This window comes from Streptomyces sp. NPDC007901, assembly GCF_042959465.1.
GTDB lineage: Bacteria > Actinomycetota > Actinomycetes > Streptomycetales > Streptomycetaceae > Streptomyces.
Genome location: NZ_JBIBKW010000007.1, coordinates 1 through 18,634, shown reverse-complemented (window position 1 = coordinate 18,634; position 18,634 = coordinate 1). Strand labels below are relative to the sequence as shown.

At 70.0% G+C, this 18,634-nt stretch carries 16 protein-coding genes; 3 read left to right on the top strand and 13 right to left on the bottom strand.

Annotated elements, in window-relative coordinates; all coding sequences use genetic code 11:
- Positions 1-471: 471 nt before the first annotated feature.
- The 3 genes from ACFZDK_RS22975 (at position 472) to ACFZDK_RS22965 (ending at position 3,294) form a co-directional block, all read left to right on the top strand.
- Complete coding sequence (locus ACFZDK_RS22975; protein WP_390975089.1) at positions 472-930, top strand: hypothetical protein; 459 nt, start codon at positions 472-474, stop codon at positions 928-930.
- Positions 931-1,547: 617 nt separating this feature from the next.
- Positions 1,548-1,880, top strand: a complete 333-nt coding sequence (locus ACFZDK_RS22970; RefSeq protein WP_390975087.1) for a hypothetical protein — start codon at positions 1,548-1,550, stop codon at positions 1,878-1,880.
- A gap of 1,204 nt (positions 1,881-3,084) precedes the next feature.
- The gene (locus ACFZDK_RS22965; RefSeq protein WP_390975888.1) at positions 3,085-3,294 is read left to right on the top strand and encodes a hypothetical protein; all 210 of its coding nucleotides are present in this window, start codon (positions 3,085-3,087) and stop codon (positions 3,292-3,294) included.
- 1,642 nt (positions 3,295-4,936) lie between these two features.
- Here the strand turns inward: ACFZDK_RS22965 and ACFZDK_RS22960 are convergent.
- From ACFZDK_RS22960 to ACFZDK_RS22900, 13 genes are all read right to left on the bottom strand, one after another.
- Positions 4,937-5,707 (bottom strand): hypothetical protein, encoded by a 771-nt coding sequence (locus ACFZDK_RS22960; protein ID WP_390975086.1) that lies wholly within the window; start codon positions 5,705-5,707, stop codon positions 4,937-4,939.
- Between the two features lie 34 nt (positions 5,708-5,741).
- Positions 5,742-6,215, bottom strand: a complete 474-nt coding sequence (locus tag ACFZDK_RS22955; RefSeq protein ID WP_260328226.1) for a hypothetical protein — start codon at positions 6,213-6,215, stop codon at positions 5,742-5,744.
- Between the two features lie 11 nt (positions 6,216-6,226).
- Positions 6,227-7,501, bottom strand: a complete 1,275-nt coding sequence (locus tag ACFZDK_RS22950) for an MCE family protein (protein WP_390975085.1) — start codon at positions 7,499-7,501, stop codon at positions 6,227-6,229.
- Positions 7,498-8,790: an MCE family protein gene (locus ACFZDK_RS22945; RefSeq protein WP_390975084.1), complete on the bottom strand. Its 1,293-nt coding sequence runs from the start codon at positions 8,788-8,790 to the stop codon at positions 7,498-7,500. Before ACFZDK_RS22945 ends, ACFZDK_RS22950 begins: the two co-directional genes overlap by 4 nt.
- Positions 8,787-9,896, bottom strand: a complete 1,110-nt coding sequence (locus ACFZDK_RS22940; RefSeq protein ID WP_390975082.1) for an MCE family protein — start codon at positions 9,894-9,896, stop codon at positions 8,787-8,789. Before ACFZDK_RS22940 ends, ACFZDK_RS22945 begins: the two co-directional genes overlap by 4 nt.
- On the bottom strand, positions 9,893-11,059 hold the full coding sequence (locus ACFZDK_RS22935) for an MCE family protein (RefSeq protein WP_390975081.1): 1,167 nt from the start codon (positions 11,057-11,059) through the stop codon (positions 9,893-9,895). The genes ACFZDK_RS22940 and ACFZDK_RS22935 overlap by 4 nt, the downstream gene beginning before the upstream one ends.
- The gene (locus ACFZDK_RS22930; protein ID WP_390975080.1) at positions 11,056-12,096 is read right to left on the bottom strand and encodes an MCE family protein; all 1,041 of its coding nucleotides are present in this window, start codon (positions 12,094-12,096) and stop codon (positions 11,056-11,058) included. Before ACFZDK_RS22930 ends, ACFZDK_RS22935 begins: the two co-directional genes overlap by 4 nt.
- The gene (locus ACFZDK_RS22925; RefSeq protein WP_390975078.1) at positions 12,093-13,340 is read right to left on the bottom strand and encodes an MCE family protein; all 1,248 of its coding nucleotides are present in this window, start codon (positions 13,338-13,340) and stop codon (positions 12,093-12,095) included. Before ACFZDK_RS22925 ends, ACFZDK_RS22930 begins: the two co-directional genes overlap by 4 nt.
- Positions 13,341-13,345: 5 nt before the next feature.
- Complete coding sequence (locus ACFZDK_RS22920; RefSeq protein ID WP_123976319.1) at positions 13,346-14,161, bottom strand: ABC transporter permease; 816 nt, start codon at positions 14,159-14,161, stop codon at positions 13,346-13,348.
- A gap of 3 nt (positions 14,162-14,164) precedes the next feature.
- Positions 14,165-14,935 (bottom strand): ABC transporter permease, encoded by a 771-nt coding sequence (locus tag ACFZDK_RS22915; RefSeq protein WP_390975076.1) that lies wholly within the window; start codon positions 14,933-14,935, stop codon positions 14,165-14,167.
- Entirely contained in the window at positions 14,932-15,870 is a 939-nt protein-coding gene (locus ACFZDK_RS22910) for an ATP-binding cassette domain-containing protein (protein ID WP_390975075.1), read from the bottom strand. Before ACFZDK_RS22910 ends, ACFZDK_RS22915 begins: the two co-directional genes overlap by 4 nt.
- A 119-nt stretch (positions 15,871-15,989) precedes the next feature.
- On the bottom strand, positions 15,990-16,991 hold the full coding sequence (locus ACFZDK_RS22905; protein ID WP_390975073.1) for a sigma-70 family RNA polymerase sigma factor: 1,002 nt from the start codon (positions 16,989-16,991) through the stop codon (positions 15,990-15,992).
- A 65-nt stretch (positions 16,992-17,056) separates the two neighbouring features.
- Positions 17,057-18,067 (bottom strand): lytic murein transglycosylase, encoded by a 1,011-nt coding sequence (locus ACFZDK_RS22900; RefSeq protein WP_390975886.1) that lies wholly within the window; start codon positions 18,065-18,067, stop codon positions 17,057-17,059.
- Between the last annotated feature and the right edge of the window lie 567 nt (positions 18,068-18,634).

Below are 18,634 nucleotides of genomic sequence, written 5' to 3'. Positions count from 1 at the left end.
GGCACAGGAGGCAACACCTCCGGAAACAGCACCTTGGTGGGTTTCGCCCATATCCATGGTCGGAATTTCTGCCCAGCGGGATGGGATCGTGACTCGCTGACCAGCCTGGCCACCCCCCGGCGCCGCCACTCGCCGCCGTCCCCCGGCCGTAAGCCCCAGATGTATGAGCCGGCGGACGAGGAATCGGCGCGAGCGCGTGCGTCCTGAGTGCCTCGGTCCCGAGCGCGAGCCGGCGTGACGGTCGGGACGCTGGGGGAAGTTCGGCTTCGAGCCGGCACGCACCGCCTCTTCCCTGCTGGGTAAATGCTCCTTCCGCACCATGCCCGTCGAGGCCCCGGAACTGGTCTTGCGCCGTCAACCAGGTGTTCAGACCCCAGCGGTACTCGCCCCGAAGCCCGGCGCGTGCTGCGTGGAACTGCGCGGTGAGCGCCTTGGCCGATCCACTCCGTGCACGAGAGAAGCGGAGCCATCATGAACTCGGCCTCTGTCACCGAAGTCACCCTGAGAGGACTGGGAGTCTGCTGCGCCTTGGGCAATGTGGTGCTGCACGGTCTCCTCGTCCCTGATCACCTTGAGGAGAAGTTCTACATCGGCGTCCTGTTCGCCGTGGGCAGTGTCGTCATGCTGGTCGTGGCAGCGGCGCTGGTCGCCTTGAAGCGCCCCATGGCCGCCTGGCTGACCGGGGCCGTCGTCAGCCTCGGCATGATCGTCGGTTTTCTGCTGTCGCGCACCGTCGGTCTGCCGTACGGCTACTACGAACCTGGCTGGGAACCGCCGTACGGCCCCCTGTCCTTGATCGTCGAGGGGCTGTTCGTCCTCGCCTTCCTCGCCTGGCTGGGAGAGAGGCCGGCGCCCCGTGCCGCCCCGAGACCGTCGAAGACACCGGACCGTGTGCGAACCGCGCCAGGGTCCGGAGAAAGGACGCGCTGAGACCGGCACGTCGGCCTGTCGGCTTCAGTCCTTTCTTCCTGACCTGCCAGGGCGGATACGGTGGGTTGATAGAAGTACATGCGAGTTCATGGAAATCGTGAGTCTGACGACGGCTCGACGCATCGCGCACTGACGCACACGGCACTCATGGCGGCCGGCATTACTCCGTCGCACGAGCGGTCGGCAACGGTACTGGTCGGAGCGGCCTGGCACCCGGACGACAGTGCGTCGGCGCTCCGAAGCCCGGTCATCGCAGGGCATCGGGCCAAACCGCCGTGCTTCACATTCGGTCTCTCGCCGAGTGCGACCGGGTCGGCGACAGCCGCGCCCACTGTTCCCACAAGCGCCGCCGGTACGGGGGTGAGCGTGCAGCCGGCGACCGGTCCGGACGGCCGACTGCTGTGGATCTCGCCGGCACCACCCCGCCGGTCCGCCTGGAGGCAATCCAAAGGGACGTTTCAGACGTACTGGAAGTAGGTCGCATTCTGGGAGTGCGCACCCGATCGGCCGGTCCAGTACAGCGGGATCTTGGATGCGGGACGTGCTCCGCGGCTGCAGCCATCCGTCTCGTGCCACCGAGAGCCGCGCGAGACGTCGGAAGGAAGGGCGTATCCATCATGCGAGCACAACGCGCGAGGCGTCTCGGCGCGGCGTTCGCTGCCAGCATTCTGATGGCCGGCGGCGCTGCGATCAGCGCAGCCGGCACGGCCGCAGCAGCCCCTGCCGTGCACACCCAGGCGCCCACCAATTGGTGCTTCGGCAACAACGACTGGCGTTGCTCCGACCACGGCGGGTTCCGCTTCAACCACCAGGGGTTCCGCTTCAACCACCAGGGGTTCTGCTTCAATCACCCGGGGTTCTGCTTCAACAACCGCTTCGACAACCGCTTTGACAACCGCTTCGATCACCGATTCGTCAACGGGAGCATCGTGATCATCGTGGTTCGGTAGCGGTCACCGCAGTTACACAGGGGCGCGCCCGTCCTGGGCGTGCCCCGAGTCACTCCACACCCTCCTCACCACGGCAGGAACCGCGCCCACGTGGTGATGGAGATCTTCGGTCACTTCCGGATCAACGTCACCATGAACGTGTACACGCACGGCGGGCAGGAGACCCGGCGTGCGGTCATGAGCCACATCGGACCGACTGCTCAGAAAGAGCCCCGATCGTCAGCGCCCAGCGCCGTTGATGCCCGACGCGGCTGTCCGAGGCCCCGGACGTGATCGCTCCGGGGCCTCTGACCTGGTGCCCCCGGCAGGATTCGAACCTGCGACACCCGCTTTAGGAGTTTCCTTTGGCTGGGGCCGTGGCCTGCGGGAACGCCGACTGCATGCTGCCTGGGCCGGGGAAACACCCTTCGGTGGTTCTCGCGTGTTCACAGGGATTCCCGGACTCATGTGTACTGAATCCGTTCTGGCTGGGGCTGCCTTCGGCGAGGAATCGCCGGGACGGTGATCCGTCTGCACGGCGGATCACCCCGCGACGACGGCCAAACGGTCGCTGATCTCGTGTGCTGTAGACCGGACACCCTGGACCGTGCCATCGCCGCCGACCGCACCGACGGTAGGTAGCGCCCGGCCTTCCGTGAACACCTCGGCATCACGACGGGCCGATGGTCGAGACGCAAGACGGACCAGGAACGCGTGCTGCTCGCGGAAACGCCGGTGAGGGCCTCGGTCGGCTCGGGGATCTCGTCATGGAGTTTTCGCTCGGCCGGGGCCCGGCCCGACCAGCGCGGCAGGCGGGGAACCTCACGCCGAAGGGCGCGCGGATGCGTACATGACTGAATCTGCAACTGGATCTACACAGCGAAGGCGCAATTGCCGCACAGGTGAGTTCGGTTGATGCAGAGTTGTCCGGGTCGGAGCAGACGTGACAACAGCTGCCGGTTTCGATGTGCAGCACTACATGTAGAGAGGCTGCCCTCTATTCGTGTGCATCCCTGCACGGATGAGTGGCCGACCGTTTCAACTGCCCTGCTGGGAGCAACGACCGACTGGATGCCGGGCATGCTCCGTGATTTGATCCTTCGCGTCGCAGGGATCGCGCCAAGACGTCCGGAAAGAGATGGCGCGGGCTGCGGTCGCGGCCGACCATCTGTCCCCAGCTTGGCCGCCCCCCTTGTAGAACATCCATACGAAGGGCAGTTTCATGATGAACTCCGCTCCCCAGGTTCAGACCCTTGAAATCTCCGACGCCGAGCTCGACACCGTCTCCGGTGGCCTGAGCCCGCAGGTCGGTATCACCGCCGGCCCCACGGCGATCAGCAGCTCGGGCCTCGTGGCTCAGCTCGGCGCGGTCAAGGACGAGGTCCTGGACACCGTCGGTCAGTACCACCAGGTGGGATTCACCGTCTCCTTCTGATCGCGAGATCGCGGGACTCCCTCGTCGGGTGATCGCTGACGGCTTGGCCGACAGCCTGACCGTTGATCGGTAACCACAGCGGGCCCGTAGCTTCTTCAGGCGGCTATGGAAAGCGGAAAGCGTTGTGGCGGTTCTGGTCGAGGTCCGGCGGAAGGCCGAGTCGAGAGATGAGCTGTGACTCCATGGCTCACGGTTCCAACTGCTCGACCAGGCACACTCGCGTGTTGTCCGCCAGTCATCGGTCCAGGGCGGCTTCGCCAGCCTGGCCGAAGGTCCTCAACCTACCGCTGCCACACGCCACCGCGTCTCGGCGACATGATCTGGAAGGGCGGGGAAGAGGCTCCCGCCCAGGAGACGTGGTATCCGCGTGGCATTGGTGACACGCGTCTGGCACGCCCCCGAACGCGACGCAGGGCCAGCTCAGGAGGAAACCCTCCCGAGCTGGCCCTTCTCGCTGTGCCCCCGGCAGGATTCGAACCTGCGACACCCGCTTCAGGAGAGTCCCTATAGTCTTCCCCGTCCGTGATGATCTTCCTCGGGATTCGTCGTTCCTTCTGGTCAGCGCAGTCCGACCTTGCGTTGTCGTTCGATCGTTCCCCGCCTTTACTCGACCTTCCGTTCCCATGAGGTTCCCATTGAGGACTCCACGAGCCCGTAGGAAGGAGGGCTGGGGAGTCGGTCGAGACCGGCTGCAGTCGTCGAAGCGGTGAGCACCCAGACCCCTTGGGGCCGACAAAGACCCCGTTCCCGTCACTTGGGGTCATGGGTTCGCGGGCCGTCTGTGCGGGCCGTGGATGGCCGGGCACCGCGTACAAGACCCCGGTGGCCAACGGCCGTGGCGCTTTCCGCGAGCCTGGCACTCGGCCTCGCGGGGGCATCGTCCCAGGAGGCGCACGCGCAAAATCCGTGCGGCACCAATGGAACCTTCACCGGTGGACCCCCCACCTGCACGTACACCACCACCGGGGAAGACACCTTCACCGTTCCCTCCGGGGTGACCAGCATCCATGTGGTCACCGACGGCGCCAACGGCATCACCACGGATCAGCAGCGGAAGCTCCGGAGCACAGGTGACCGCGGACATCCCGGTCACGCCCGGCAGCACCCTGTATGTCGAGGTCGGGGTGGCAGGTGGCACGGGCGGCAGTGCCCGCGGCGGAGCAGGCGGCGGCGAGTCCGACGTCCGCACGTGCTCAGTGTCTTCCGCCCCTTGCGGACTGACCGGCGTTCCAGCGACAGACCCGCGGATGCTGGTCGCCGTCGCCGTCGCCGTCGCCGTCGCCGTCGCCGTCGCCGTCGCCGTCGGCGGAGGCACCAACTTGCCCCTGCGGCCCGGTGGGCCCGGTGGCGTCGGGACTGCCAACTGCAACCCCGTTGGCGACGGCACCGGCGTCAGCGGTGCCGGCTCGGGCGGCAGTGGGATGTGCGCCTCCGGCGGAACAGGCAGCGGAGGCAGCGGCGGTCGAAGCAACGGTGGGAACGGAACACCGGGTGCCGGGGGCAACGGCGGCACCTTCGGATCCCCCTCGGGCGGCGGCGGGCGGGGGCGCCGGCTTCTGGGGCGGACGTCTTCGGGCCGCACCCCGTTCCCCGCGAAAAAGTGCCCCCGCACGACTGCGCGAGGGCACTTACGGACGCCTGGTCAGAGGGCGTCGACGCCGCTCACCTTCCAGCCGTCGGAGGTGCGGGTGAGCGTCATACGCACCCGGTTCAGGTCCAGCCGGGGCTCCGGGACCTGGGTGCTCCGGGTGACCTGGTTGACGAAGAGCAGGACGACGGCCCGGTCCGGTGTGGCCGACACGACGGAGACCGCCGGGGTGCCGCCGTCGGTGGGTGTGGCCACGGTCGCCTTCACCACGCCGTGGTACTTCGTCGCGGTCGGCGCGACCACCGCCTTCGTGGTCTTGCCGTACTGGTCGCGGAAGTGCCCGGTCAGCAGGGCGCGGGCCCGGGAGAAGTCCCGGTCCAGGTGCCGGTAGTCGTACGACAGCACGACCGGCGCCGCCTGCCGCGCCGCCGCGAGGGCCTCGCCGCGGGCCTGTTCCGCCTGCCGCCCCTGCCGGTACTGCCACCCGAGTACGGCCGCCGCGACCAGGGCCGCCACGAGGACGACGCCCAGCACCGCGGTGAGCACGCTCGGCCCGGCCTTGCGCGAGGGCGCGCCGTCCTCCGGCTGCTCCCCCTCGAACGACTCGGGCGACTCGGGAGACTCGGGCTCCGGCGGGTCCTCCCAGCCGTTCGCCGGGGGCTCGACGAGCAGGGTGCGCCCGGAAAGAGTCTGCTCTTCCTGGCGGGCACCGTGCTCGGGGAACGCGGGCCGTCCGGCGCGCTTGGCTGCCGCGCGGGCGGCCGCGGTCATGGTGCGGCGGGCCGGTGAGCCGGTGCCGCGGGTGCGGGAGGTCGGGTTCACCATGGTGTCTCTTCTCATCGATGGCCTCACGGGTGGGTCAGCCCACGAACGCGACGTCGGAGGTCAGCCAGCGGCCGGCCACGCGCGCGAGGTCGAGTTGGAGCCGGTAGGTGCGCGCCTGGCCCTCGGGCGCGGCGGTGTTGGTCACCTTGCTGTCGGCCACGACCAGGACCCGGGCCGAGCGCGCGTCGGACCGCACGATGCCCGCTTCCAGGACCTGCCCCTCGGACACCGACTTGTTCTGCGCAACCAGCTTCGTCAGCTGTGCGGTCTGCGCGGCGAACTCCTTCTTGAACTCGCCGGTGGCGCCCTTCAGCACATTGCCGCTGTCCCGGTCGTAGTGCCGGTAGTCGAGCGAGGTGAAGCTCAGCGCCGACTGGCGGGCCGCCGCCAGGATGTCCTGGCGGCGCTGTTCCGCCGCGCGCTGGTCGGACAGCTTCAGGCCCAGCCAGACACACAGCACGGTCGTCAGCACGGTCGCGGCGACGAGCCCCGCCGACAGCAGCCTCATGCGGCCGCTTCTCACGCCATCGGTCCCACGAGCAGCCATTGCCACGACTCCTTTCCGAACACGGTCTGTTCCCCGCCCGTCGAGCCGATCTCGACGGGCGTTCCGTCCGGGCCGGTCACGGTGCCGGTCTCCGGGTCGTACGGGGCCACGAACGCGGCCTGGTCGGCGCCGTACCGACCGGTCGTCGCGCCGGGCGCGTTCTGCGCTCCGCGCACCGAGGTCTTGCTGCCGCGCGGTACCGTGCAGCGCGCGTCGGTGTTCGCCGGGCGCGTGCCGGTGTCGGCGGGGTCGCGCCGCCGGGTGCCGTAGCCCTGGGTGCATGCGGGAGGGTCGTCGGCGTTCACGGTCAGCCCGAAGTGGGTGGTGCCGTCGCCGGGGATGACCGTGTAGCTGCCCGCGACATTGAGCGGGAGTGTGACCAGGGCCTGTTCGACGCCGGGCAGCCGGGCCACGGTGATCTGGCCGCCGCTGATGAGGTTGGCCAGCAGGACCGGCACGTGCGGCCGGGTGGACTTCAGCAGGGAGTCCAACTGCCGGGCGGCGGGCGCGGTGTTGCCGATAAGCCTGCGCAGATCGCCGTCGCTCGACTTCAGCTGCTCGGTGAGCGTGGCCAGGTCGCGGGAGAACGACTTGATGGCCGAGCCCTCGTCGGCCTGTGTCTTGAGCACCTTCCGCGAGTCCTCGATCAGCGAGACCGTCCGGGGGAGCGAATCGGATGCCGACTCCACCAGCGCGTCGCCGGAGTCCACCAGTCGGCTCAGGTTCGCTCCGGTGCCGGCGAACGCCTTGCCCAGCTCGTCCACGGTGACCCGCAGATCGTCCTTGCCGACCGAGTTGACCAGCCGGTCCAGGCTGAGGACCAGGTCGGTGACCGGCAGCGGGGTCCGGGTGCGGCTGCGCGGGATCGGGCTGCCGTCCATGAGGTACGGCCCGCCCGACCGCCGTGGCTGGAGGTCGACGTACTGCTCGCCCACCGCCGAACGGTCGGCGATCACCGCGAGCGTGTCGGCCGGGATCCTCGGGGCGCCGTCCTCGATCTTCAGCGCCACCGAGATCCCGGACCCGGTCAGCCGCAGATCGCCCACGCGGCCAACCGGCACCCCCCGGTAGGTGACCTCGGCGCCGGGGAAGACGCCCCCGGATTCGGCGAAGTCGGCGCGCACGGTGTAGCCGCGGTGCAGGACGTCGTCCACCAGGCCCGTGTACCGGGCGCCGACATACGACACTCCGAGGGCGGTGACGGTCGCGAAGGCGAGCAGCTGGGCCCTGACCGTACGTGTGATCACGGCAGTATCCCCTTCAGCATCAGCTCGGCGAGGCCGAGATCGACCCCCGGCGGGAGGCGACGCGAGCCGCCCTTGGAGCCGTAGGCGGCGGTGCAGACCGGCGGGCACAGCAGGGTGCTGCCGTCGGAGGGCGTCGAGGGCACGCCGGGCGCGGAGGGCACGGCGGGTACGGAGGGCACGGACGGGGTGCCCGGCAGGGACGGGACGGACGGGAGAGGGGTGGGAGTGGGGACGCCGGGAAGGTGCGGGGTCCCGGGGGCCGGGGACTTCCCGCCGTTGCCCGGCTTGCCGGTGACGTTGCCGTACAGGTCCGCCAGGTCGAGGTCGGCGGTGATCTTCAGGTTGACGTAGTCGCCCTTGACGGCGTCCGTCGCGTTGCGCGGGAACGGGTAAGTGGTCAGGAGCTCAAGGGAGTCGGGCAGGTCGTCGCCCGCCTTGTTCAGCTCCTGCAGGATGGGCTGGAGCTTCTTCAGGTCGGCGACGGTGTCGTCGTGGGAGGCGTTCACCACCCTCGTGCCGGTCTTGCCGAGCGTTGACAGGGCGGTGAGCATCTTCGTCAGGTCCTTGCGCTGGTCGGCGAGGGCCTTCAGAGCGGGCGGCATGGTGTCGACGGCCAGGGCGATCGTCTTCTTCTCGTTCTTCAGCCGCTTCGCCAGCCGGTCGACGCCCTTGAGCGCGCGCACGATCTCCGCCCGCTGGTCGTCGAGGCCGCCGAGGAACGTGTCGAGCTGCTTCAGCAGGGACCTGACCCGGTCCTCGCGGCCGCTGAGGGCCTTGTTCAACTCGACGGTGATCGTCTTGAGCTGGGCCACCCCGCCGCCGTTGAGCAGCGCGGACAGGGCCGACAGCACCTCCTCGACCTCCGGGTTGCGGCCGCTCCGGGACAGCGGGATGCGGTCGCCGTCGCGGAGCCGTCCGACGGGCCGTGTGCCGGCCGGCGGGGACAGGGCGACGTACTTCTCGCCGAGCATGCTGGTCTGCCTCAGATCGGCGACGGCGTTGCCGGGCAGCTTCACCGAGTCGGCGATTCTGAGCCGCACGCGGGCGTGCCAGCCGTCCAGTTCCACCTTCTCGACCGTGCCGACGGTGACGTCGTCGACCTTGACCGCCGACTGCGGCACCAGGTCCAGGACGTCCCGGAAGTCGACGGTGACGTGGTAGGCGTGACCGCCCGAGGCGGCGCCGCCGGGGAGCGGAACGTCGTACCAGCCGTTGAACTCGCAGCCGGTCAGCAGCAGCGAGCCGATCGCCGTCCAGGCGGCCACCCGCCCCTTGCGCTGCACGCTCATGCCGGTGCCCCCAGAATCCCGCCGAGGGTCTTGTCGACCGTGCCCGTCGACGCCGGGGCCGAGGGAACCTCGGGCAGGGAGTGGAGAAGCTTCTTCAGCCCGGCACAGTTGTCGTGGTCGTCGCCGGTCGTCTTCAGGATCGAGCAGAGAAGGGATGACGGATCCTGCGGGGTCTGCGCGTTGTTGCGGGTGTCGAGGGTGCCGGCGGCGGGGTCGTAGGCGTTCTGCAGGTTCGACAGGCCCGTGGGGGCGACGGTCAACAGCTCCTCCAGAGCGTCCCGTTGGGTGACGAGGACCTTGGTGACCTTGGCCAGGCCCTGCACGTCCGAGGTCAGCGCCTTCTTGTTGCCCTTCACGAAGCCGGACACGTCGCCGAGTGCGGCGGCCAGGTACTTGAGCGCGGCCGCGAGATCCTTGCGCTCCCCGGCGAGCTGCCCGGCCACGTCGGCGAGGTCGGTGTTGAACGACCGCACGCTGGTGTCGTCCGCCGCGAGTGCGGCCGTGAACACCTGAAGGTTCCGCACGGTCCCGAACAGGTCGCCGCGTCCGTCGGACAGCGTGGTGACCGCCTGGGACAGGTCCTCCACCGTCTGGTTGAGGTTCTCGCCCTGCCCCTGGAGGTTGTCGGCGCTCACCCCGAGCAGCCGGGACAGCGAGCCCTTCTTGTTGGCACCGTTCGGGCCGAGCGCCTCGGCGGTGGTGTGCAGGCTGTCGAAGATCCGGTCCAGCTCGACGGGGACGGCCGTACGGGACTCGGGGATGACGTCTCCGTCCCGCAGCACCGCGCCCCTGCGGTACACCGGCAGCAGCTGCACGTAACGGTCGCTGACCACCGAGGAGTTGACGATGGCGGCCTGTGCGCCGGCGGGGACCTTGCGGCCCCGGTCGTATTCCAGCTCCACCCGTACCCGGTCGCCCTCCGGCGTGATCTCCCTGACCTCGCCGATGCGGACGCCGAGGACACGGACGTCGGAGCCGGGGTAGATGCCGACGGTGCGCGGGAAGTACGCCGTGACGCGGACGGGGCCGGGGCCCGGCCAGAGGACGACGGCGAGGCCGACGACGATCGCGAGCGCGGTGAACAGGGCCAGGAGTCTGCGGGTCATCGGGTGCCTCCCGTCCGTGGCGCGACCGGGGCGGCGACCAGGTTCTGGATGTAGGAGTCGAACCAGCGGCCGTTGCCGAGGGTGTTGGTGAAGAGCCGTACGTACGGGGCGAGCAGTCGGACGCTGCGGTCGAGGCTCGCCTGGTTGCGTTCGAGCATCGTCACGAAGGTGTCGAGGTTCTTGAGTGCGGGCCCGATCTCCTTGCTGTTGTCGTCGACCAGGCCGGACAGCTCGATGCCGAGCAGCGCGGAGCTCTTGAGCAGCTTGTGGATCGCCGTGCGCCGCTTGTCGATCTCCTTGAACAGGGCGTCACCGTCCTTCACCAGTGCGGAGAAGTCCTTCGTGTGACCGGCCAGCACCTCGGTGACTCCGTTCGCATGGTCGAGGAGCCCGCGCAGCGCCTTGTCACGGGCGGCCACGGTCCGGGAGATCCGCGACAGCCCCTTGATCGACGCCCGCACCTCCTCGGGGGAGTCCTGGAAGGTGACGGAGATCGTGTCCAGTGCCTTCGCGAGCCGGTCCGTGTCGACCTCCTCGGTGGTGGTCGTCAGGTCGCTGAAGGCCTGGACGACGTCGTACGCCGACACGGTCCGCCGGAGCGGGATCTCGCGGCCCGGCTTCAACTGGCCGGGCCCCTTCGGGTACAGGGCCAGGTACTTCGCGCCGAGGATCGTCTTGACACGGATCGACGCACCCGTGTCGGTACCGAACGCCGGATGGCCCTTCACCTTGAAGGTCACCTTGACGTGGTCGCCGTCCAGGTCGACGCCCTCGACCTTGCCGACCTTGACCCCGGCGATCCGTACCTCGTCGCCCGGCTTGAGCCCGCCGGCCTCGGAGAAGGCCGCGCTGTAGGTGTCGCCGCCGCCGATCAGCGGCAGGCTGTCGGCGTTGAAGGCGGCAAACGTGAGCAGCGCGAGGACGGTGAGGCCGACGGCGCCGACGACGACCGGGTTACGCTCGCGAAAGGGCTTCAGGCGTGGGCGCTTGAGCCGGATCCTGGGCAACTTCGGCGGCAGGACGCGTACCTTCACGAGGGGTTCGGGGCGGGGTTTGCGTTTGGGTAGCAGTCTGGGGAGTTTCGGCAGTTTCGGCGGCAGGACCCGGACCCTCACGAGTGGCTCGGGGCGGCGGACGGTGCGCCGCCTGATGCGCATGCTCATCCGCCACACCTCGCCTGCGCCACGTGCAGCTCCGGGCTGATCACCTGCTTGGTCTTCGGCAGCACGATCCGGCCGTCGAAGTCGCAGAGGTAGAAGTTGAACCACGAGCCGTACGAGGCGGTCCCCGTCAGCTTCTCGAGCTTGTTCGGCAGCCGCTTCAGGACGCCCTCCACGGTGTTCTCGTTCTTGTTCAGCGTTCCGGTGAGATCGCCGAGCCCGGCGATGTCGTCCTTCAGCGGTGGACGCGCGTCCTTCAGCAGCCCCGACGTGACGTCCGTGAGGTCGCCGATGCTCACCAGCGACTCCCCGATGGGCCCGCGGTCGGCGGCCAGCCCCGAGACCACCCGGCGCAGCTGCGTGAGCAGCTCGGAGAAGCGGGAGCCGCGCTTGTCGAGCGTCTCCAGGACGGTGTTGAGGTTGTCGATCACCGATCCGATCAGCTTGTCGCGGTCGGCGAGGGTGCTGGTGAGCGAGGCGGTGTGCGCGAGCAGGCTGTTCACCGTGCCGCCCTCGCCCTGCAGGGTCTGGACGATCTCGGTGGCGAGCTGGTTGACGTCGCTCGGGCTGAGCGCGGCGAACAGCGGCTTGAAGCCGTTCAGCAGCGCGTTGAGGTCCAGCGCCGGCTGGGTCCGGGACAGCGGGATCGTGCCGCCCGGCCGCAGCCGGGCGGTGACGTCACCCGTGCCCTCGGTGAGCGCGATGTACCGCTGCCCGACCAGGTTGCGGTAGCGGACGACCGCGTGGGTCCCGGCGAGCAGCGGCCGGTCCGCGCTGACGGTGAACGTGACCTCCGCCAGGGTCCGGTCCTTGATCCGGATGCCGTCGACCTCTCCCACCCGCACTCCGGCCACCCGGATGTCGTCGCCGGTCTCCAGCCCGGTGACGTCGGTGAACACCGCGTGATAGGTGTCCTCGGGGGTGAAGGAGACGTTGACGATGGTGGCGGCGAGCAGCGCCGTCGCCGCGATCGTGACCAGCGCGAAGAGGCTGAACTTGACCAGCGGGGCGGCGGTCTGCCGGGCTCCTGACCTGCTCATGCGACACTCACCGCCGTTCCGCGCGCGAGCGGCCCGAACAGCAGGGTCGCCACGGGCGGCACCTGGTCCGCGGGGACGCCCATGACGGGGGCCACGAGCGAGCCGACGGCCCGCTGCTCGGCCCGGGTGGCGGACACGTCGACACCTCCGGGGAGTGCGCCGCCGGAACCTCCGGCCGACGTACCGTCGTCGAGGTGGGGCTTCGGCCCGGGCACCTGCGGATGCGGCAGGCCGCGGCAGTTCGGGCCGGACCGTTCGCCGTACACCGGCTCCTCACCGGGCCGGTACGCCCCCTGCGGCCGGACGACCTCGAGGGTGATCCGCATCTCGCCGCCCCGGAACGCGTCCTCCGACGCCTTCTCCTGCCGGACCAGGCCCTGGAACAGACAGGGGTACTCGGGGGAGTAGCGGGCGAACAGCTCCAGCGTGGGGCGGGCGACCCGGCCCAGGGTGATCAGCCGGTCGCCGTTCTCGGACAGGAAGTCGTTCGCCGTGCCCGCCACGGAGGCGGTCGCGCGCAGAGCCGAGGCCAACCGGTCCCTCTGCTCGACGATCGTTCGGCTGGTGGTGACCGTGTTGCGCAGGATCCGCATCAGGTCGGGTGCGGCGTCGCCGTACACCTCGGCGACGTCCGCGAACCGTGTGATGTCCTCCTTGAGGGAGGGCAGGTGCGGGTTGAGGCTGCGCAGATAGCCCTCGACCCGTGTGAGGTTGTCGCCGATCCGGTCGCCGCGGCCCTCCAGAGCGGTGGCGAACGCCGAGAGCGTGGCGTTGAGTTCGCCCGGCCGGACCGTCCGCAGCAGCGGCAGCAGGTCGTTCATCAGCTGCTGTACCTCGATGCCGACCGTGGTGCGGTCCTGCGTGATGACGTCCCCGGCGCGGATGGGCCGGGCCGCCGACCCGGCGGGCGGCACGAGATCGACGTACTTCTCGCCGAAGAGTGTCTTGGGCAGCAGCCGCGCGTGTACGTCCGAGGGGATGTACGGGACGTACTCAGGCTTGAGCGCGATGTCGAGCGTGGCCTTCGTCCCGTCCGCGTGCGTTGCCCGAACCTCGCCGACCAGCAGCCCGCGCAGCTTGACGTCGGCGCGCGGCTCGAGCTGGTTGCCGAGCGTGTCGGCCTGCAGCGTGATGCGCACGACCGGCGTGAACGCCTGCTCGTAGACGGCCACGGCGAGCGACAGCAGCAGCGCGAGCACGGCGATGAACGCGACGCCGTACAACCTGAGTCTCAGTGCTCTCATCGGCCTCACCCCGCGATTCGTACGGTTGTGGTGGCGCCCCAGATCGCGAGGCTCAGGAAGAAGTCCAGGACGTTGATGGCGACGATCGAGGTCCGCACCGCACGGCCGACCGCGACGCCGACGCCCGCCGGGCCGCCGCTCGCGTGGTAGCCGTAGTAGCAGTGCACGAGGATGATCAGGACGGCGAAGACGATCACCTTGCCGAAGGACCAGAAGACGTCGACCGGTGGCAGGTACTGGTGGAAGTAGTGGTCGTACGTGCCCGTCGACTGCCCGTAGTAACCGGTCGTGATGGTGCGGGCGGCGAGGTACGAGGACAACAGCCCGATCACGTACAGCGGGATCACCGCGACGAAGCCGGCGATCATCCGCGTCGTCACCAGGAACGGCAGCGACGGGACGCCCATCACCTCCAGCGCGTCGGTCTCCTCGCTGATCCGCATCGCACCGAGCTGTGCGGTGAACCCGGCGCCGACTGTCGCGGACAGGGCGAGTCCGGCCACCAGCGGGGCGATCTCCCGGGTGTTGAAGTACGCCGACAGGAACGCGACGAAGTTGGAGGTGCCGAGCTGGTTGAGGGCCGCGTAGCCCTGGAGGCCGACCTCGGTACCGGTGAAGAAGGAGAGGAAGGCGATCACGCCGACCGTGCCGCCGACGACGGCGAGGGCGCCTCGGCCGAAGCTCACCTCGGCGAGCAGCCGCAGGATCTCCTTCTTGTAGCGGCGCACGGTGCGGCCCGTCCAGGCCAGTGAGCGCCCGTAGAAGGAGAGCTGGGATCCGAGCTCTTCGAGAGCGTCCAGTGGACGGCTGAGAAGTCGCATGGGCTAACCCCTCTGCGGGACGACCTGGAAGTACACCGCGGTCATCACGAAGTTGGTCACGAACAGCAACATGAAGGTGATCACGACCGACTGGTTGACCGCGTCGCCCACGCCCTTCGGCCCGCCCTGCGCGGTCAGCCCCTTGTAGGAGGCGACGATCGCGGCGATCGCACCGAACACCAGCGCCTTCAGCTCGGCCGCCCACAGGTCGTCCAGCTGGGCGAGGGTGGTGAAGGAGGCCAGGTAGGCGCCGGGCGTGCCGTTCTGCAGGATGACGTTGAAGAAGTAGCCGCCCGCGACGCCGACGACCGACACCAGACCGTTGAGCAGCACGGCCACCACCATCGAGGCCAGCACGCGCGGCACCACCAGCCGGTGGATCGGGTCGATGCCGAGCACCTGCATCGCGTCGATCTCGTCCCGGATCTTGCGCGCCCCGAGGTCCGCGCAGATCGCCGTGCCTCCCGCGCCCGCGATCAGCAGGGCCGTGACGATCGGCGAGGCCTCGCGCAGCACCGCGAGCACGGACGCGGCCCCGGAGAAGGACTGGGCGCCGAGCTGCCGGGTCAGGCTGCCGATCTGGAGCGCGATGACCGCGCCGAAGGGGATGGACACGAGGGCGGTGGGCAGGATCGTGACACTCGCGACGAACCACGCCTGCTGGATGAACTCCCTTGCCTGGAAAGGCCGTCGGGGCAGGGTCCGGACGACGTCCAGGGCCATCGCGAACAGGTTGCCCGAGTGCCGTAGCGCACCGGTGGGGGACAGGTTCATGCGTCGGCCACCTCCTTCCGCTGCAGCTCGGCCTCCCGTGCCGCGATCGCCTCCCAGCGGGGCGGTCGGGTGATGCCGGGGCCCGGCAGCAGGCGGGGGGTCAGGGGCCTGCTGCCGGGAGTCCTGGTGGGTTCCCGGATCTGGGCGAGTTCCTGTTCGACCTGGGCCGCGTCCTTCTCCTCCGCCATGCCGATCGGCCCCTGCATCCGGCCGTTCAGGAACTGGCGGACGACCGGCTCGTCGCTGGTCAGCAGCTGTTCACGAGGCCCGAACATCACCAGCTCGCGCCGGAACAGCAGCCCGATGTTGTCGGGGACCTGGCGGGCGGAGGCGATGTCGTGGGTGACGATGAGGAAGGTCGCGTCGATCTGCGCGTTGAGGTCGACGATGAGCTGGTTGAGGTAGGCCACGCGCACCGGGTCGAGGCCGGAGTCCGGCTCGTCGAAGAGGATGATCTCCGGGTCCAGGACCAGCGCCCGGGCAAGCCCGGCGCGTTTGCGCATACCGCCGGAGATCTCGCCGGGCAGCTTGGCCTCGGCGCCGAGCAGCCCGACCATGTCCATCTTCTCGAGCACGATCCGCCGGATCTCGCTCTCCGACCTGCGGGTGTGCTCGCGCAGGGGGAAGGCGATGTTGTCGTACAGGTTCATCGAGCCGAACAGCGCGCCGTCCTGGAACAGCACGCCGAACAACTTCCGCACCTCGTACAGATCGTGCTCACGCAGCTTGGTGATGTCCCGCCCGGCCACCGTGACCGAGCCGCGGTCCGGCTTGAGCAGGCCGACGAGCGTCTTGAGGAACACCGACTTGCCCGTCCCGGAGGGGCCGAGCATGACCGAGACCTCCCCGGCGGGCAGCGTCAGTGACACGTCCTGCCAGATGACCTGGTGACCGAAGGACTTGGTCAGCCCTTCCACACAGATCTCGACACCCATCCGGTCCCGCCCTTCGCCCGTGCCCTCGCCCGTGAGTAGCTCCGACGACTGCTCTACGGGGAGGGGCGGGGCGTCCGTCGCGGCGGACCCGGATTTTTTTTCGGACGGGTTCGCGGGCCCTACGGCAGCTTCACGCGAGGCGTACTCGGGGTGGGTACGGAGAGCGGGGCGGACGGTACGGCGTCAGGGGCCGGGACCGGCGGGACCGACGGCGGCGCGGGGACGGCCGACACAACCGGCAGGTCCGGAACCCGCGGCACCGCGGGAGCCGACAGGCTCGGAAGCGAGGCGGGCAGGACGGCCGGCAGGGGTGGCACGGACATCTTCGCCGACGACCCGCCGGCAGTGGACGCGGCCGGCGGGTGCGCGCGGCTCGTCGGCTTGCGTGCGGCTTCGGGCGTCCCCGGGACCCACGCCCGGGCCGTGCTGTCCGACCGGATCGCCCCGGCACCGGTGGACACCGCCGGCCGGGGCGCCGGGCCCTTCCCGCCGCCGTCCAGCGCGTACGGCAGCGCGAAGCCCGTCACCACCAGCGTCGCCGCCGTCGAGGCCACGGCCACCGTGTGCGCCTTGCCGCCCGCGCGCGGCCGGCCGCGTCCCAGCAGGAACAGCACGAGCCCGAGCGTCCCGGCCAGCGAGGCGCGCAGCGTTCGCCGGGCGCGGGCCAGCAGGGACTCGACGGTCCGGTAGCTCAGCCCCATGCGCACGGCGACCTGGCCGACGTCCAGGTCCTCCGACTTCAGCCGCAGCGCCTCCGCCTGCCGGGCGGGCAGCTCACCGCTGCGCACGGCGAGCCACTTCGCCTCGGCCCGGTCGCACACCGCCTCCTCGACGGGAACCGGGCCCGGCGCGACGAGTGTGCGGCGGCTGCCCACCTCGGCCTCGCGGTTGACCTGCCGGTGCCGGTCGACGCACAGCCGCATCGTCACCGTCGTCAGCCAGGCGCCGAGCCGCTCGTCGTCGAGGTCCGGGCGTTCCGCGGCCCGCAGCATCGCCTCGTGAACGGCGTCCTCGGCGTCCTCCCGGCTCATGGATCGCCGCCGGGCCACCTTGAGCAGCTGCTCGCGATGGCTCCACATGCGCTGCCAACGCTCGTCGTCGGCCGCTGTGTCCGCAGGCATGTCCGTCGCCATGAGGGCCCCTTCGCACTCACCCGCCGGTCCTGTGCTTCCGGCGGGGGGCGACATTACCGCCGGGTAGTGGCATTTGTGGAGGGGGAGACGTCCATCGTGTTCCCGCCGTTGCCGGTGGTCAGCGGTCCCGCGTCGGGCAGCACACCGAAGTCGGGCAATGTGAGGGTCGGTTCGGGGACGGGAACGAGCGGAGTCCCGGACTCCTTCGGGATGCCGGCCTTGGGGGACGGGCTGGGGGAGGGCGAGGTGGGCGGGGGCGACGGCGTGTGCGAAGGACCAGGGCCCGGCTCCCGGTCGTCCGACGGCTTCGGCCTCTTCGGGCGGGCGGGCTTCGGCCGGTCCGACCGGGAACCGTCGGACGCGTCCGGCACCACGCGGTGTCCGGTCAGGTAGTACGCGTACCACGCCTTGACGGTGCGCAGATAGGCGTCGGAGTGGTTGTAGCCCAGGATCGCCCGGTCCAGGTCGGCGGGGTTCGACAGGTCCCGGCCGCCCGCGCACAGGTAGCGGCCGGCGGCGAGCGCCGCATCGTAGACGTTGTTCGGGTCCGCGCGTCCGTCGCCGTTGCCGTCCGCTCCCCAGCGGGCCCAGGTGGACGGGATGAACTGCATCGGGCCGACCGCGCGGTCGTACACCGTGTCCCCGTCGTACGCACCGCCGTCGGTGTCCGCCACGACGGCGAAGGCACCGCCGGTCAGCCGCGGGCCGAGGATGGGCGTCACGGTCGTCCCGTCCCGGGTCACCCGGCCGCCCCGTGCCTGCCCGGACTCCACCTGTCCGATCGCGGCCGGCAGCTGCCAGCGCAGCCGGCAGCGTGGCGCGCTGCGCGCCAGCTCCTCCTCGGCACGCCGGTACGCGGCGAACACGCTCGCGGGCAGGGCGCCGCCGCCCGACACTCCGTGTGCCGAGCCCTTCTTCCGCGTCCGCAGCGGGGGAAGGCCGGTGCGGTACGGAGCGTCGCCGGACACGCTGAGGCCGTGCTCGGCGGGTGCCGCCCTACGCGCGGGCTCCACGGCCTCGGCCGAGACCGCCCTCGGCGCCTGCGACGCGGTCAGCACGGCCATCGCCGCTGCCGCGATCGCCGTACCCCTGGCACCCCTCAGTGCCCCCTTGAGTGCACGCGCTGTCACTGTGCAGTCCCCTCCGTGGGTGAATCCGTCGTCTGCTCTACGCGGCCGGGGAGCAAGTCCGTCGCGCGCATCCGGGGGCAAACGGCTCCACCCCTGCACGATGCCGCCCGCGTACCTCCCCCTGGAGGGCAGGCGGCCCGACCCACGTCCGGGGGTCACTTTCTTCGGCGCAAGCGGGTTTCAAGTAGCACGGGTGACGGCCCGCCGCCATGAGGTCAACGCATCTGTGTGGTGCTGATCTTGCGAGCGTTACAGATCGTCCACGAAGTCCGCCGCACGCGTGAGCATGAAGGGCCCGGCTGCGGGCTGGCGAGGAATGTGTCGTCTGAGGTGGGTGAGCTTGTCGCGGAGGTCCTGCATGCTCTGAACCAGGCGGGATTTGAGGTGGTTGGCGGAGGGGATTGTCAGTGCGTTGTGGCAAAGGGAGTCCCTGTTCGATGAACAGGGACTTCTTCGTGTGCGGGGCGTGATCGCGGAGGTGTAGGGGCAGGCAGCGGACGG